We start from the raw sequence: 16,124 nt of genomic DNA, 5'->3' as shown, positions 1-16,124 counted from the left end.
CGATTAACGGCAAATAATATTTTATTATTTAAATACCCCTCCAAAATTTGTTAACGCAAAAGAGCCGTTCTCTATCGTCAAAGAATGTTATTAAGATGACTGATGAAATTTAAAAGATTATCCGAATGGGAAAATGTTGACCATAAAGGTCTAAGGATCTGTAACTAACGGTGTGTCAACAAGTAGGAATTACTGGAAGATGACGGATGCTGATCCCAATGAACAACTTACTTAACGCATTAATAGCCATCGACCCTGCCCGCGCCGCCGTGTTGTGCGGTTAGAACTCAATAAAGGACTATCACTATGGCAAAAGGTTATTACTTAGTTTTAGGCGATAAAACCACCTGCGGAGGAAAAATTCTTAGCGGTGAACCTACTCACACGATCATGGGCAACCCCGTTGCAAGGGAACAAGACCCTGTCACTTGTGGCCAACATCCCGGAATTTATAAGATCGTCGGGCATATACCTGGTGATTCAATACTGGGTCGAAAATTTGCTGGTACGTTACACAGCAAAAGTACTTGCCCCTGCCAGGCAAAATTTGTTCCGTCAATGGTAAATGACGCGTATGACTTTTCAGAAAATCCCTCTTCAGCAACGCAATCTTCAGCACAGTTGAAAAATCCGGCCCTGTCTTCATATGTCACTGGAGAAACCACAAATTCTGGGTATGTGCCAGATTATCCTGCGACTGCTTTGATTAATACACATACGTTGCCTGACATGAAACTTAGAGGAATGCTACAAGCGAACAATCAAGACATAGCTCTGCTAACCCCTGAAGAATGTATCGAGGTACTAAGCTCATGGGGAACATATAAGAGCGGATGGCTTCAGATAACACAGTCAGCTCCGGGGGCATTAATAGTCAACTATGGTACAAATATGAAAGATGTAGTCACTACTTCTATGATTATTTCACAACTGGGTAGTTTTGGCATTAAAGCAACAAACTTTACTAATGCTAAGGGTACTGCGTTGATTAAAATAAGTGGATATCCGGGTGTTAGGAAGATATTGAACGCTCCTGTTTTTGCTGCTAAAAATCCTAAAATTGTAGATTTAGGAATCGGCAAATTTGGAGCTACAAAATCAATTATAGAAGGAGCCAGAGTTACATTTTATGTGGCTGCAGCTTACAGGATTATTGACTACATTTTAAACGATGAAACTTCACTTTCTACTTTCATAGGCTCTCTGGCTACAGATATCGCAAAAATTGGAATTGTCTCAGCCATTACCTGGGGAACACAATTAGCCGCTGCTTCCCTAACAACTTTTGTGGCAGGGCCGTTAATTGCTGCTGTAGTTGTAGGTTTTATTACAGTCGTTGTCTTGAATGAATTAGATAATAAATTCGGAATTACTGATAAGTTAGTAAAATATATAGAATCAGCCCAACAAGAATTCGTTTGGACGGCAAGGAAATTAGAAGAAGGCATCTGGGACATCGGCGCGATGTATGTAGATCAAATGCTTGAAAAAGGTGTGGTGGTTATAAAATCAGAAATAATGAGATACTTGCGAGCATCTCTTCAAGAATTAGCTCCCCAAACTTACTAAACAAATGGAATTGTATGAAAAAAAAATTGATTGCACTTTTAGTTACTTTAATTTTTGTGATTGTTATACCAACAATTTCATATTATCAATTCATTGAATGTGCCCAATACTTTACATATAACACAGAGATCATATACAGTAGATTTAGCATAGTGGTTATTCTTGCTCCAATTATCACAATTCCTTTTTCCATTCTAGGGTTTTATATTATTCTCACTGGAGAACTAGCTCCTGAAAAAATACAAAGAAATATAAACACCTTCGTTATTTATGCATTTATTTTCATTTTTTTATCAACTATCATTGCTTCAATGCTGTACACCCATTACATTGAAAGCAAAGGCTATTACAGATGCAAAAGCACTCCTATTGGATGGTCTGCAGGAACTGCCATTAAATTTGTAATTGATGAGAAACTTTGCTTCCGATAGATAATACATTAAAAAACTCAATGAGTTTAAACGCATGAAAATCATGTTATTTAAATGAAATAGGCATGTTCTTCATTTTCAATAACTCAGACATTCTTACTCGTATAATACAGGTATACTAATGACATATAACATAAAACAGCGGGTGTTATCATTATGTGGTTTTTTGTTTCTTGTAATAATATCTATTTCAGTTTTTTATGCTGGTGTTTATTTAATCTCAAAATATAATAATTATTCTCCAACTATCATTTTTACTGAATGGGGGGTTTTTGCAGTATTCTTTCCTCTTTTTTTTATGCCCTACGCCCTTATGTTAACCCCTGTTTTTATTAATGGTAAAAGCATTTCTGAAAAAAAAGCAAAAAAGCTAATAAAAACATCCCTCTGCTTTTTGTTACTCACCGCAATATCAATGGTTTTATTCTCCGCTTACTATAAGGAATCATTAAAACAAAGAGGATATGTTGAATGTCAAGGAACGCCTTCTGGATGGACTCCAGGTATGGCGACCAAGTATACGATTAATAAAAATTATTGTATAAAAATAGATTAACTATTGAGTCTTTGATTCATCACGCTACTCGACTGATTTTCAGCAAAGGAATATTGACATGGCAAAGGGTTATTACTTAGTTTTGGGCGATAAAACCACCTGCGGGGGAAAAATCCTTAGTGGTGAACCTACTCACACCATCATGGGCAAACCCGTTGAACGTGCGCAGAAACCTGCGACCTGCGACCTGTGACCTGCGGTCAGAATCGCGGAATTTATAATAAAATCGTGCTGATTCCGGGAGATTAGATAATGAAAAATATAATATATTTGTTATTTACTGTCACGGCGATCTTCTCAATTATACAGTATGGGAAACCCAATATTGTTGTAAGAAACGATACGGATAAGGTAATTTCTGTTTATTTAAGCATGGGTAGACTCGGGGTTGAACCTGATGTAAGCGAGGCCAAATCAGCTAATCAACCGCAAAAATTACTCGCTGGCGAGTCTCTTCAGATACCCCTGTCACTTTCCGATTTACTTACAGATAATGAACAGATCTACCTGGGGTGGAAAGTCAACGGGATGATTAATTCGTCAAAAAGAGTTGGTTACAAAATTTTCGATTTCACCCAATCAGAAGGGAGTTGCGCAGCAACAATATTAGTAGGCAAACATGAAGATACCCTAGAGTATACTCCCCGTTATTTTTGTTTTAAATTCCTTAAATTAACATCGAACTAGTTTTGGTTAACTGAGGGCTTAATGGACGAGATGCAATAAACACCTTTATGAGTGTAAGAGATTTTTAATCTCCGGGACGCCCTGCGTGATTTACACTTAACATAGGATGTCAAACATCTCATTTAGTGCTGTTACCATCAGATTAGACTTTTCGTTAATTAAAAAATGAATCAGTTAAACAGCATCGTAGAAACACTCCGGAAACAATGAGTGTATTAATACAAGTCTTTTTTATAACAGACATGTGGCGTAACCATTAACAATGTAGAATCCTTGAAAAATTTATTCTATCTCTCTGCGATAGAAAATGAAGCGTAAATGTTTTTGCAATGAAGTTAATTAAATTATTGATTGGCGTTATCAAACCAATTTAATATTATTTATTCTAATTCACACTCTCACAATGCAATGCAATGCATAACGAAAAAACATGAAACATAAACATCTATATTTGGATAATTAGATTTACTGAGAATCTTATGGAAGACTTAACCCTGCGTTATTTTGACGCCGAAATGCGTTATTTGCGTGAAGCGGGCGAAGAATTTGCCCGTGCGCATCCTGACCGCGCTGCCGGATTGAATCTGGACAAAGCCGGTGCCCGTGATCCTTATGTAGAACGCCTGTTTGAAGGTTTTGCCTTCCTGATGGGACGCCTGCGTGAAAAACTCGACGACGACCTGCCTGAACTGACCGAAGGTTTAGTCAGCCTGCTGTGGCCACATTACCTGCGCACGATCCCTTCCCTTTCTATTGTTGAATTCACCCCTGAATGGCGGGGAATGAAAGAGCGAATGGCGGTGAATAAAGGGTTCGAAGTGCTCTCCCGCCCTATTGGCGAGCGGGCTACGCGTTGCCGCTACACTACGACGCAGGACATCGAACTGTTGCCGCTGTCGCTCAGTTGCGCCGTGCTGGATACCGAACCGGATGGCCGCTCGGTGGTGAGATTGCGCTTTAACTGTGGTGAACTGGCCGACTGGAGCAAAATCAACCTGAGTCATCTGCCGCTCTATTTTGATGCCGATGCGCCGCTGGCCTGCGCGTTACATGAAGCGCTGACACTCAACACTGCAAAACTGTGGATCCGCTTGCCGGGTCACACCGACCGACAGCCGCTGGACGCTTATTTTGCTCCGCAGGGGTTCAGTGAGCAGGATCAATTGTGGCCGAAAGGTGACAGTGCATTCAGCGGCTATCAGCTGTTGCTGGAATATTTCACCTTCCGCGAAAAGTTTATGTTCGTCGCCCTTAAGGGTCTGGAAAACGTCGAATTACCCGCTGAACTCGCCTGGTTCAACATTGATGTGGTGCTGGAAAAACGCTGGGATCACGATTTCTCATTCTCAGAAAAGCACCTGCGCTTGCACTGCGTACCGGTTATCAATCTGTTCCCGCTCGAGTCCGACCCCCTGTCACTCTCATCGCTACAGACCGAATATTTGCTGCGTCCGATGCGCATTCAGGACGGTTATACCGAAATCTACTCAGTGGATTCGGTGGTGTCGTCTAAACATTCCGGTCATCAGATATACGTACCTTTCACCAGTTTTCGTCATAAAGGGGGAATGCTGCGCCATGATGCGCCGGAATATTATTACCACACCCGCGTCAAGCGCGGTCCTTCTGGCCTGCACGATACCTGGCTGGTGCTCGGCGGCGAAGCCTTTGATAACCACACGGTGCCCGATAACGAAAATCTCTCTCTGAGCCTGACCGGAACCAACGGACAGTTGCCGCGCAAATCATTGCAAAGCACCGTGCTGGACACTGCCGTGAAATCAACCGGCGCCAACGTTCGGGTGCGCAATTTGTCCGTGCCATCAATGCCGTGCTACCCGCCTAACCGTGACCGTTTTCACTGGCGGGTGCTCAGCCATCTTGGCAGCAGCTTCTTATGGATGATGGATAGCGCGGAAGTTCTGCGCGGAACACTTGCCCTGTACGACTGGACCGAAAGCGAAATGAACCGCCGTCGGCTGGAAGCCATTGCTGATGTTAAACACAGCGAGATTGAGAGGTTCGAACGCGGGTATCTGCTGCGTGGCGTACACATAGAAATTACCCTCGACAGCAACGGTTTTGCCGGTACCGGCGATATCTGCCTCTTTGGTGAAATGCTCAGCCGATTTTTTGCGCTTTACACAGATATTCATCTGTTTAACCGCCTGACCCTGATACTGCAACCCACAGGAGAACGTCTGGAATGGGAAGAGAATCACAAACCCCGCATTCCCAGTTGAATGCCCGGCTTGCAAGGGATATCGCAAAGATTAACTTCTTTCGGTTTTGCCAGTTACTCGAGAAATCCGGCACATCTCCCCTCGGCGGCACCGCGAATCCGGCGGACGACCGGGTGCGTTTTCGGCCCCATCCGGGGATGGGGTTCCCGGTCAGCGAACTGAAGTCGCTGGAAACCGATGCAGCACATGTCGATGCGCCGCCGACGGTACGCACCACCTTTATGGGGCTGTACGGCGTCGATTCACCTTTACCGACATCCTATATCGATGACATCACCCAGCAACGCGAAGGACATGAGGCGCTGGAAGGTTTTCTCGATATTTTCAACCATCGCATCATGACGCAGTTTTATCGCATCTGGCGCAAATACTCTTATCCGGCCACGTTCGAAGCAGGCGGTAAGGACAATACCTCGCAAAGCTTGCTGGGGTTGATCGGGATGGGTATCCCCGGTTCCCAGCAGCATTTTGCAACACCTACCTCTCGCTTTCTGGCGTTGCTGGGTGTCATGCGCCAGCCGGGGAGAACGGCTGAAGGCGTACAGGCGTTGGTTCGCTTGCTGGCACCTGAAACCCGGGCTGACGTCACGCCGCATTGCCTGCGTACGGTACGCATTACTTCTCCAATGGCGTTTGCAGATGAAGGTGCGCAATGGATGGAAGGCGACACGGTGATGGGAGACGAAGGGACAGACGCCAACAGCCAGTTGCTGATTTCACTGCATACCTCAGACACCACTGAAGCCGCCGAATGGCTGCCGGATGGCATGATACTGGCTGATTTTATGGTGCTGTTGCGCGTCTATTTGGGCTGGCGTTACAAGGCCCGCATACAACTGACAGTTCCCTCTCATCTGCTGCCTGCACCGATTTTAGGTGATTCGCCAATCAGGCTGGGTCTGACCGGCGTGCTTGGGCTCGGCGATGGGCCCCCGTCGGACGATATACCCGAATATTTTACCGTTGAATTGGGCCACTACCATGGAATGGCTCCTTATTTGCATCAGGAAGGAAAGCAACGTGTTATTAAATACCGCGTGGAAAAATAGAATTGTCCTGCCAGCATTCGCCTTAGTTCTGGGCGGCTGCGGGCTGACGCAGACTGTGACTGACGGAACGGTATCTGCGACGAAATCCCTCTTCTATAAACAGATCAAAGTTCTGCATCTGGATTTTACTGCCCGTGAAGCCCTGAATACCGACGCCCAGGAGGCAAACTCAGCGTCAGAGCCGGTATTAGTGCGGATTTATCAATTGCGCGACGATAAAAACTTCCAAAAAACGGTATACCAGCAACTGGCCGTTGACGGTGACGATGCCTTAAAAGATGAACTGCTGGCCAGCCGTAATGTGGTGGTTAAACCCGGCACCGCTGCATCGTTAGATATGCCGATGGAAAAAGACGCTAAATTCGTCGCCGTCGTCGCCCTGTTCCGCCACCCTGATATGGAAAAAAATCACTGGCGTTTGATTCTCGCCCGTGAGGATTTAGATCCAGATAAAGCGCGCATCATTGAATTGGGTGAAAACCACCTGACGCTGCAGGCGGTGAAGGACTGATGCCACTTTCCCGCTCTCCCTCACTCTACGAAATGCTGCTCGGCAACTTTGCCGGTGGCCTCGACCTGCATAATGTCAGCGAAGAGAATCAGGTGATCCTGTCGGTACTCGATAATATGCAGCGCATTCTTAACTGTCGCGCCGGCACCCTCAGCCATCTGCCGGATTACGGCCTGCCGGACATGAGTAAGATCCTGCAAGGGATGCCGGGTACGGCGCATTCATTGCTGAACGTCCTGTCAGAGACGCTGCTTAAGTACGAGCCACGCATCAAAAAACTGCACGTCATTTTACTGCCGCAATCCACACCAGGACATCTGGAATACGCCATCGACGCCGAGCTGAAAGAGCTCGGCTTAGTGCGTTTCGGCACAGAATTTATGCCGGAAGGCCGGGTGCTGATGCGCCACATGAAACAGCAGAATTACGTCAGTTAAGGAAAACAACCATGTCTATTGAACGCCAGCTGCGCACCGGGGGCGACCCGCGTGCGCTGCCTGATTACGCCGTTTTACGCGAAGAGCTCAGCAAATTAACCCATCCGGCTCGCCCTGATGTGAACTGGAAGAGAGTCGAACAGCTGTGTCTGAACCTGTTCCAGCAAAACGGTATCGAGCTGCAAACCGCGTCCTGGTATACGCAGGCCAGAACGCAGCTTGTCGGGCTGTCCGGGCTGAATGAAGGACTGGCGATCCTCGAGGCGCTGATCTCCCGTCAGTGGCCCGGACTCTGGCCGCAGCCGGTTCACGCGCGTATGGAAATCCTCACGGGTCTGAGCCAGCGCCTGCAGCAGATTTTGCGCAGCATGACGCTGGAATATGGCGATCTGCCGCAAATCTATCAGGCAGAAAAACTGATCACTTCATTATGTGACGCCCTGCAACGCCTTGAACTGAAACATGCCAGCCAGCTTGCTTCGCTGATTACGATCATGCACGGCGCGGCGGTGCGGCTGGAGAACATGCATGCCACCACCGATGCACCGGTGGTCCTTCCGGCAACGGCGAGCCTGACACCTGATGACCGGTCCCACAAGGCATCCGAGCCCTGGGTGTATGTCGCGCAGGCTGAACCCGTTACGCCGCAGGTGGTGATCTCCCCGCCACCGGCACCTCAGCGCCCAATCCAATGGAAAGGATTTATCGCCGGCGTGGTGATCACCGTGCTGGCGGGCAGCGGCGTGAAGGCGGGCATCAACGCCTTTTATTCGCCTTCCACCAGCGAGCAACTGATGGCGACCTTAAAGGGGATGCCGAAACCGTTGAACGCGCCGTCACTCAATGCGCTTAAACACCGCGAGGCTGAGATGCTGCGCCGCGAAGCCCCGCAGATTATTGCCGCAACGCAGCAGCAAACCCGCCAACTGGCATCACTGTCGCCGGTCTGGGCGCAGGATACCGGTGCGCAGCTGGTACATCAGACACAGGTGCTGTTGCCGGACAATCCGGCGGCAAAACGCCTGGCGCAGGAATGGACCGATAACCTTAACGCTCGTGCCTTCCCGCTGGAAAACCTGACAGGCTGGAACTCGGCCAACACCCAGCTGCAGCAACTGGCAGACAAACTCAACGGCCTCGATGAACAACGCGGCAAATACATGACCGTCTCACAGCTTAAATCCTCCGTGTTTGCTATCCAGCAGGCGCTGAACAGCTCACCGCCGGTCGAAGAATCGCTGCGCAAACTTGCCGAGGCAAAACAGCAAAACAAGGACGCGTCTGCGCAGCTGGTCATGCAGCTGGATAACCAGTTCACGCAGTTGCTGAACCGCTATGCGTTGCTGACGCAAACCCCGCCAGCAGCCGATAAAAAGGATAACGGGGCTCACTGACGCACGGGCGCTGTTGCAGTATCAAAACATGTGATGATGAGCCATTTTGAATTACAGAGGATGTATGTCAGCAAAAGAGCGGTTTTTAAAGAAGTTGCAAGACAGTCAGCCGCGCAGCGGCTCATTTGCCAATAAAGGTCAGGCAGATATTGCCGAGTTCCGGGAACGGATGAACCTGCTTCAGGAAAACATGGAAGAGTGGCTGACGGGCACCGGCATCCGCGTTGAACGCACCGATGTCTCACTGGTAGAACTTCTGATGGGAGGCAAATCCTTCAGCGTTCCGGATATCCGGCTGCAATATGAAGATAAACTGGTGAAATTCACGCCTGTCTTTTTGTACGGGCAAGGCGTGACAGGCTGTGTGGAAACCAGCCTCAGCGATCAAGGCCACATCTCTGTTTTATGCCGGTTGTTTATGCGGGCGGGCGAAGTCAGCCACTGGACCTGGCGCCCGGCAAACGCCCCCACCGGGCCGGGTGGTACATTCGATGAAGATGCTTTTTTCGAAATGATTGCGGGTTTACTACCATGACGCCTTCGGGCGTCATTTTTTTTGCAGCACTCACTGAATCAGCCACGCAAATGTAAAGAAATGCTACAACCGTTACCCCTTTTGATGCCAATATCATCAAAACCGATGACATAAATTTACATTGCATTAAAATCAGAATGCGCTGAGGCCCCTGTTGATTTAACTTTTTTGTTACCAATTTTGCACACAACAAACCATTACAGGATGCAGGGAAATTACATTTGAAAAACATCAAAACTTTTTGATCCAGATCAATGCAACAACATGCCCTCTTCCTTTTTGTGGATAATCCCCCCTGCTGCCCGTTTCCCTCTCATTTAGTTTTTCTGCCCCGGCGTTTTAACCGCCGCTAAAGTGTTTCAGCGACTACTTTCCCTGCGAAACCGTCCCTGTTAATGCCTTTGTTCATTGTGGTTAAATCGCCCTCTCGCAAAACCCCGTTGTACTTTCCTTTCATTCAAGACTTCACCTGCGAATGTCAGACATCGCCGGTTCCCGTGCCGGTGCCTGTGTTTGGAAGGAATACCTGACGCACAAAAAGAGGTTGTTATGTTTGGTCTTGATGCGCTTGAACTGGCCCGGATCCAGTTTGCCTTCACCGTCTCTTTTCACATCATTTTTCCCGCAATCACCATCGGGCTGGCCAGCTTTTTGGCGGTTCTCGAAGGGATGTGGCTAAAAACCAAAAAAGAGGCTTATCGCGATCTGTACCATTTCTGGTCGAAGATTTTTGCCGTTAACTTCGGTATGGGCGTGGTGTCCGGCCTGGTGATGGCCTACCAGTTTGGTACCAACTGGAGCATGTTCTCCTCGTTTGCCGGCAGCATTACCGGCCCGCTGCTGACCTACGAAGTGTTAACCGCCTTCTTCCTGGAAGCAGGTTTTCTCGGCGTGATGCTGTTCGGCTGGAACCGCGTCGGCCCCGGCCTGCACTTCTTCTCCACCTGCATGGTGGCGCTCGGCACGCTGATGTCGACGTTCTGGATCCTCGCCTCCAACAGCTGGATGCAGACCCCGCAGGGCTATGAGATTGTTAACAATCTGGTCGTTCCGGTCAGCTGGATGAAGATCATCTTCAACCCGTCGTTCCCGTTCCGCTTAATGCACATGACCACGGCGGCGTTCCTCGCTTCCGCCTTCTTCGTCGGTTCTGCGGCGGCCTGGCATTTACTGCGCGGTCGCGATACCCCGGCAATCCGCACCATGTTATCGATGGCGATGTGGATGGCGCTGATCGTCTCGCCCATTCAGGCATTTTTGGGCGACGCGCATGGCCTGAATACGCTGAAATATCAGCCGGCTAAAATCGCCGCCATTGAAGGCCACTGGGAAAATAAAGACAACAAACCGACGCCGCTGGTGCTGATTGGTTATCCGGACATGAACCGTGAAGAAACCCGCTACGCGGTTGAAATCCCGTATCTGGGCAGCCTGATCCTGACGCACAGCCTGACGCATCAGATCCCGGCGCTGAAATCTTTCCCGAAAGAAGACCGCCCGAACTCATCCGTCATCTTCTACACCTTCCGCATCATGGCTGGCCTCGGCATGCTGATGATTTTGCTGGGTGTGCTGAGCCTTATCCTGCGTCGCGGCGGCAAAATGTATACCTCTAAAGCCTTCCTGCGCTTTGCTTTTCTGATGGGGCCTTCCGGTCTGCTGGCGTTACTGGCGGGGTGGATCACCACGGAAATGGGGCGTCAGCCGTGGGTGGTGTATGGCCTGCTGCGCACCAAAGACGCGGTATCCAACCATAACGTGCTGCAAATGAGCGTCAGCCTGATCCTGTTCATCGTCATTTACTGCTCGGTGTTTGGTGTCGGTTACGGCTACATGATGCGTCTGATCCGCAAAGGGCCGCAGGCGCATGAAGGCGAAAGCGTTGACCACGGCGGTCCGGGCCAGCACCGCACGCCTGCGCGTCCGCTGTCTGCCATCAAAGAATCACTGACCGACGACACTAAGGGAGCTTGATAATGGGTATCGACTTACCGCTGATCTGGTTTTTGATCATCATCTTCGGCGTGATGATGTATGTGGTGATGGACGGCTTCGACCTGGGTATCGGTCTGCTGTTCCCGCTGGTGAAAAAAGAGCACGACCGTGACGTGATGATGAACACCGTTGCGCCGGTCTGGGACGGCAACGAAACCTGGCTGGTGCTCGGCGGCGCGGCGCTGTACGGCGCCTTCCCGCTGGCCTACTCGGTGATTCTGGATGCGCTGACCATCCCGCTGACCCTGATGCTGTTCGGCCTGATCTTCCGCGGTGTGGCCTTTGAATTTCGTTTCAAAGCCAGCCCGGCCAAACGCCACGTGTGGGATAAATCCTTTATCGGCGGTTCCGTGCTGGCGACGTTCTGTCAGGGCGTGGTGCTGGGCGCGGTGATCAACGGTATCCCGGTGGTGAACCGCACTTATGCCGGTGGCGCACTGGACTGGCTGACGCCGTTCACGCTGTTCTGTGGTGTTGCGCTGGTGGTGGCTTACGCGCTGCTTGGCTGCACCTGGCTGATTATGAAAACCGAAGGCGAATTGCAGGAAGCGATGCATAAGATCGCCAAACCGCTGCTGGTGGTATTCCTGCTGGTGACGGCGGCGGTCAGCCTGTGGACACCGCTCTCTCACAGCGACATCGCCACCCGCTGGTTCTCGCGCCCTAACCTTTACTGGTTCCTGCCGGTCCCGGTGCTGGTGGTGCTGGTTTCTGCGTGGATGTTCCGCGCCATCAGCAAAAATGCGCACCACGCGCCGTTCCTGCTGACGCTCGCACTGGTGTTCCTGGGCTATACCGGTCTGGGTATCAGCATCTGGCCGAACATCATTCCGCCGTCCATTTCCATCTGGGAAGCGGCTTCACCTCCGCAAAGTCAGGGCTTTATTCTGGTCGGCGCCCTGTTCATCATCCCTATTATTCTGGTGTACACCTTCTGGAGCTACTACGTGTTCCGCGGGAAAGTCACACCGGATCAGGGTTATCACTGAGGAGTAACCTGATGAATCTGATTCAAAAGATGGATGACAACGTCATCACCAAAGCCCCGTTCTGGAAACGCGTCGGCTGGATGGCCGTCATCTGGGGCGGCAGCGTACTGGCGCTATTTGTTGTGGCAACGGCGTTTCATCTGCTGATGTTTGCAGCGGGAATGAGAAGTCATTGAGTGAACAGAGTCCGGCACTGTGCCGGACTCTTTTTTAGCATGGCGTTCTGCCGCCCGTTAAGACGCTGAACAATACCTAATCACCGGTTCACACAATACCGGGAAGTTCAGCGAATTCGCGATAAAACACAGTTCATGTGCGCGGTGATGCAGTTCCTTCGCGAGCTGAATATCATCCCCGGCACGGATCGCAATGTCGGGTTTGAGTGTGATACTCGTGAAACACCCTTTCTCACCTTCTGTCATGACCCCTTCAGCCTTATCGATATAAGAATCAACACTGATACCCGCCTCGGCGCATAAATGCAGATACCAGAGCTGATGGCAGGCTGAAGCCGAAGCTACCAGCAGGTCTTCAGGGTTCCAGCGCGCGGCATCGCCCAGAAATGCCGGGTCTGATGAACCGGCAATGCTTTGTTTCTTCCCTTCTGAAATTTCATAATCGCGGCTGTAAGCCTTATAGGATTCTGTTCCGCGCCCCTTGTTGCCTGTCCATTCAATGTTGACCTGATAATGATGCTCGCGATGTGCCATAGCGGGTGCTCCTGTCGTTAGTAATAAGGGGATACTGAGGGGTGGAGAGGGATAGTTCTCCCTTTAATGCCAAAAATGGTATACCATTATACCATAATGTACAGGAGAAAATGATGACGCTGAAACCCCAGTCCACCGCCGAAATGCTTGCCGGATCACTCAGGAAGATGATTAACAATGGCTCACTGCCTGATGGCTCGCGGCTGGTAGAAAGGGATCTGGCCAGCCAGTTTGCTGTCAGCCGTGTTCCGATGCGGGAAGCTATCCGGCTGCTGGAGCAGGAAGGCATGGTGGATATTTTCAGAAACCGCGGGGCGGTGGTCAGAACACTGTCTGTTGAGGATATCGCTGAGATTTATGAACTGCGGGCTTTACTTGAGGGGGAAGCGATATTTAACAGCGTGCAGAATATGGATGCCGAAACGCTGGCCAGAGCGGCACTCACGCACACACTGCTCGGCAATGCCGAAGACGCCGACAGGCAAGGAGAGCACAACCGTGAGTTTCACGGTCTGCTGTACCGCGGGTGTCAAAATAAGCGTCTGCTGGCGATGATCGACGAGTTACGTAATCAGATAGAAAGGTACGAACATTTTCAGCGCAGACTGCTTTCAGACACTCAGGCATTTCAGCACGAACATGAATCGATTCTTAATGCGTGCCGGGAAGGCAATGCAGAGGCGGCGCGGCAGGAAACCTTCCGGCATATTGAATCTGCCGGAAGAGTGCTAAAAGATTTCATCAGTAAGGGGATTTCGGCTCAGAAATGAGTGACTGCCCGAAGCCGATGTTCCGGGCCACTGCGCCAGAAGAAGCCGCCTGGGAATGGGGTTATTTCTCCAGCACCAGCGCCACAAAATCCAGAATATCGTCCATCGCTTCCTGACGGGCTTCGGCAGAAGGCATGACGATCAGCTGATCGGAATAGCCATTCATGATCGCGGAAAGCTGGCGGGTGACCCGGTCTGCGTTGGCCGACCGGAAAACCCCTGCCTCGATCCCCGCGCGGATAATTTCCGCCAGCAGTTCCAGCCACTTATGCACCATCAGCCGCGCCAGTTCGGCATAAGCCTCGTTATGCGCCGCCAGTTGCCACAGCGAGCCGTAAAGCTGCCAGATATCACCCTGCGTATCCGGCAGATAATTACGCACCAGCGTATGCAGTTTTTCCTGCGGATGCAGCGTCGCAATTTCTGCGGTGAACTCTTTCAGTTCCGCCAGCATCACCACTGATAACGCTTCAATGCACAGCGTCTGCCAGTCACGAAAATAGTGATAAATATGGCTGCGCGAAATGCCGACGTACTCGGTCAGTTCGCGCGTCGTCACTTTCTCAATCCCCTTTTCGATAAAGAGACTGATGGCACCGTCAAGAATTTTAGCCCTTAACGCCTCCTGATTTTCTTTCATCATCCATCCTGTGCTGGCCCTGAGCAACCGCTCTTGCCCGCATTTTATCAGGAAGGCAGACGTGCGCCCAACGACTTACGTAATACGATTTTCACCACAATCACGGTGGCGATCACCAGCAGGGCAGCCGACACCAGCACGGCCATAAAGGCCTGGTCGAACGCAGCACGGGCGAGGCTGCTGATTAAGGACGCGTGTTCCGGGCTGAGGTGGCTGGCCAGCGCCAACGCTTCGTCGAGGCTGTCATACGCGGCATCACCGCTCACCAGCCCTGCCGGCAGTTCCAGGCTGCGGCTGTAAACTGCGGTCATCAGGCCGCCCAGCAAGGTCACGCCCAGCACGCCACCCATTTCCCACGACACATCTTCGATAGCGGCGACCATGCCGGCTTTGTCTTCCGGTGCGTTAAGCATGATGGACGTCGAGGCTGCCGTTACCGCACCGCCCAAACCAAAACCGAGAATGAACAGGCTGATGAGTTGCAGTAAGGTTCCGGCATCAAACACCAGCGCATGCATCACAATCCCCAGCGCCGACAGCGCAAAACCGCCAACCATTATCCTGCGCACACCCACTCGCGGGATCAGCATACCCGCCAGCGGTGAGGCCAGCGCAGAGGCCACCGGGATCGGCAGAATAAACATGGCGGCCATAAACGGCGACAGCCCGAGCACCAGCTGCAACCGCTGGCTGAGCACCAGTTCGATGCCGATCAGCGCAATCATTGACGTGATCGCAACCCCCACACCACAGGCAAACGCCCGGTTACGGAACAGCGAGAAGTCGATCATCGGCTGCAAGGCCCGCTGCTGTCTTCTGGCAAAGAAGCCGAGGAATATCACCCCTGCGGCCGCGGCGCAGACGATCACCAGCCATGAAGAGTTGATATGGCTCAGCTCTTTGAGCGCGTAAATCACCCCGACCAGCCCCGCCATTACCAGTGCGGAGCCGATAAAATCACAAGGCCGTTGTTTATTGCCTTTGCCACGCGGGATCAGCGCCAGCGCGAACGGGAAAACGGCCAGCACAACCGGCACGTTAATCAGGAATACCGAACCCCACCAGTAATACTCCAACAATACGCCGCCGATCACCGGGCCGAGCGCAGCGGCACCGGAGGCAACGGCGGACCAGATGCCGATCGCCAGCGCCCTTTCGCGCTCATCGGTAAACACATGGCGCACGATCGCAAGCGTTGCAGGCATCATCATTGCCGCCCCCACCGCCAGGAAAACGCGCGAAGCGATCAGCATGTCAGCGGACGTGGAAAACGCCGCGCACAGCGACGCCACCGCAAACACCGGCAGCCCGCACATAAACAGATTTTTGTGGCCCAGCCGGTCGCTGAGCATTCCCGCGCCGGGTAACAGCCCCGCGACGACCAGCGGATAGGCATTCACTATCCATAATTTTTCCGAGGACGATGCACCCAAAGCCAGCGTGAGGCGCGGCAGTGCGGTGTATAAGACCGTCATATCAATGATGATCAGGAAAAGTGTACTGGTGACAATGGCAAGGATCAGCCAGCGGTTGTGGGAAAACATAAAAGCCTCTGAAGTTTTTGAGCACTTGCTCAAGCGCGAAAGGTACTTGAGCACCCGCTCAAAA

Annotated in this window: 17 protein-coding genes and 1 pseudogene; 15 read left to right on the top strand and 3 right to left on the bottom strand. The window is 50.9% G+C overall.

Going from position 1 to position 16,124, the window contains the following annotated elements; genetic code table 11:
• Positions 1–306 precede the first annotated feature (306 nt).
• From ACO0U8_RS16640 to ACO0U8_RS16575, 14 genes and pseudogenes are all read left to right on the top strand, one after another.
• Entirely contained in the window at positions 307–1,569 is a 1,263-nt protein-coding gene (locus tag ACO0U8_RS16640; RefSeq protein WP_421671271.1) for a PAAR domain-containing protein, read from the top strand.
• A gap of 14 nt (positions 1,570–1,583) precedes the next feature.
• Positions 1,584–2,000: a hypothetical protein gene (locus ACO0U8_RS16635; RefSeq protein WP_217203060.1), complete on the top strand. Its 417-nt coding sequence runs from the start codon at positions 1,584–1,586 to the stop codon at positions 1,998–2,000.
• Positions 2,001–2,121: 121 nt separating this feature from the next.
• Entirely contained in the window at positions 2,122–2,556 is a 435-nt protein-coding gene (locus ACO0U8_RS16630) for a DUF1240 domain-containing protein (protein WP_217203061.1), read from the top strand.
• A 58-nt stretch (positions 2,557–2,614) separates the two neighbouring features.
• Positions 2,615–2,802: pseudogene (locus ACO0U8_RS16625) on the top strand (PAAR domain-containing protein); the annotation flags it as partial.
• Between the two features lie 6 nt (positions 2,803–2,808).
• A complete protein-coding gene (locus ACO0U8_RS16620; protein WP_421671270.1) occupies positions 2,809–3,243 on the top strand; it encodes a hypothetical protein in 435 nt (144 codons plus the stop codon).
• Between the two features lie 479 nt (positions 3,244–3,722).
• Entirely contained in the window at positions 3,723–5,486 is a 1,764-nt protein-coding gene (tssF, locus tag ACO0U8_RS16615) for a type VI secretion system baseplate subunit TssF (protein ID WP_421671269.1), read from the top strand.
• On the top strand, positions 5,450–6,535 hold the full coding sequence (gene tssG, locus ACO0U8_RS16610; RefSeq protein ID WP_217203065.1) for a type VI secretion system baseplate subunit TssG: 1,086 nt from the start codon (positions 5,450–5,452) through the stop codon (positions 6,533–6,535). The genes tssF and tssG overlap by 37 nt, the downstream gene beginning before the upstream one ends.
• Positions 6,468–7,046, top strand: a complete 579-nt coding sequence (gene tssJ, locus ACO0U8_RS16605; RefSeq protein ID WP_217203066.1) for a type VI secretion system lipoprotein TssJ — start codon at positions 6,468–6,470, stop codon at positions 7,044–7,046. The genes tssG and tssJ overlap by 68 nt, the downstream gene beginning before the upstream one ends.
• A complete protein-coding gene (gene tssE / locus ACO0U8_RS16600; protein WP_217203067.1) occupies positions 7,046–7,483 on the top strand; it encodes a type VI secretion system baseplate subunit TssE in 438 nt (145 codons plus the stop codon). Before tssJ ends, tssE begins: the two co-directional genes overlap by 1 nt.
• Before the next feature lie 11 nt (positions 7,484–7,494).
• Positions 7,495–8,877, top strand: coding sequence for a VasL domain-containing protein (locus tag ACO0U8_RS16595; RefSeq protein WP_421671268.1), 1,383 nt, complete (start codon positions 7,495–7,497; stop codon positions 8,875–8,877).
• 64 nt (positions 8,878–8,941) lie between these two features.
• Entirely contained in the window at positions 8,942–9,412 is a 471-nt protein-coding gene (locus ACO0U8_RS16590) for a hypothetical protein (RefSeq protein ID WP_421671267.1), read from the top strand.
• Between the two features lie 549 nt (positions 9,413–9,961).
• Positions 9,962–11,386 (top strand): cytochrome ubiquinol oxidase subunit I, encoded by a 1,425-nt coding sequence (locus tag ACO0U8_RS16585; protein WP_056780090.1) that lies wholly within the window; start codon positions 9,962–9,964, stop codon positions 11,384–11,386.
• A gap of 2 nt (positions 11,387–11,388) precedes the next feature.
• Positions 11,389–12,396: a cytochrome d ubiquinol oxidase subunit II gene (gene cydB / locus ACO0U8_RS16580; RefSeq protein WP_421671266.1), complete on the top strand. Its 1,008-nt coding sequence runs from the start codon at positions 11,389–11,391 to the stop codon at positions 12,394–12,396.
• An 11-nt stretch (positions 12,397–12,407) separates the two neighbouring features.
• Positions 12,408–12,572 (top strand): DUF2474 domain-containing protein, encoded by a 165-nt coding sequence (locus ACO0U8_RS16575; protein WP_082465766.1) that lies wholly within the window; start codon positions 12,408–12,410, stop codon positions 12,570–12,572.
• A gap of 57 nt (positions 12,573–12,629) precedes the next feature.
• Here the strand turns inward: ACO0U8_RS16575 and ACO0U8_RS16570 are convergent, their stop codons facing one another.
• The gene (locus ACO0U8_RS16570; RefSeq protein ID WP_421671265.1) at positions 12,630–13,106 is read right to left on the bottom strand and encodes an OsmC family protein; all 477 of its coding nucleotides are present in this window, start codon (positions 13,104–13,106) and stop codon (positions 12,630–12,632) included.
• A 113-nt stretch (positions 13,107–13,219) separates the two neighbouring features.
• Between ACO0U8_RS16570 and ACO0U8_RS16565 the strand changes: the two genes are divergently transcribed.
• Entirely contained in the window at positions 13,220–13,876 is a 657-nt protein-coding gene (locus ACO0U8_RS16565; protein WP_421671264.1) for a GntR family transcriptional regulator, read from the top strand.
• Positions 13,877–13,937: 61 nt separating this feature from the next.
• Here the strand turns inward: ACO0U8_RS16565 and ACO0U8_RS16560 are convergent, their stop codons facing one another.
• Positions 13,938–14,516 carry a TetR/AcrR family transcriptional regulator gene (locus tag ACO0U8_RS16560; protein ID WP_122096743.1) on the bottom strand — a complete coding sequence of 193 codons (579 nt, stop codon included), beginning with the start codon at positions 14,514–14,516 and terminating at the stop codon, positions 13,938–13,940.
• Positions 14,517–14,563: 47 nt separating this feature from the next.
• Entirely contained in the window at positions 14,564–16,060 is a 1,497-nt protein-coding gene (locus ACO0U8_RS16555) for an MFS transporter (protein ID WP_056780081.1), read from the bottom strand.
• Positions 16,061–16,124 lie beyond the last annotated feature (64 nt).

Origin of the sequence: Rahnella sp. EDr1-12 (genome assembly GCF_049206505.1) — a bacterium.
In the GTDB taxonomy this organism is placed as follows: Bacteria; Pseudomonadota; Gammaproteobacteria; order Enterobacterales; family Enterobacteriaceae; genus Rahnella; species Rahnella rivi.
Note: the sequence above shows the minus strand (reverse complement) of the source record. Positions and strands in the feature narration are given on the sequence as shown.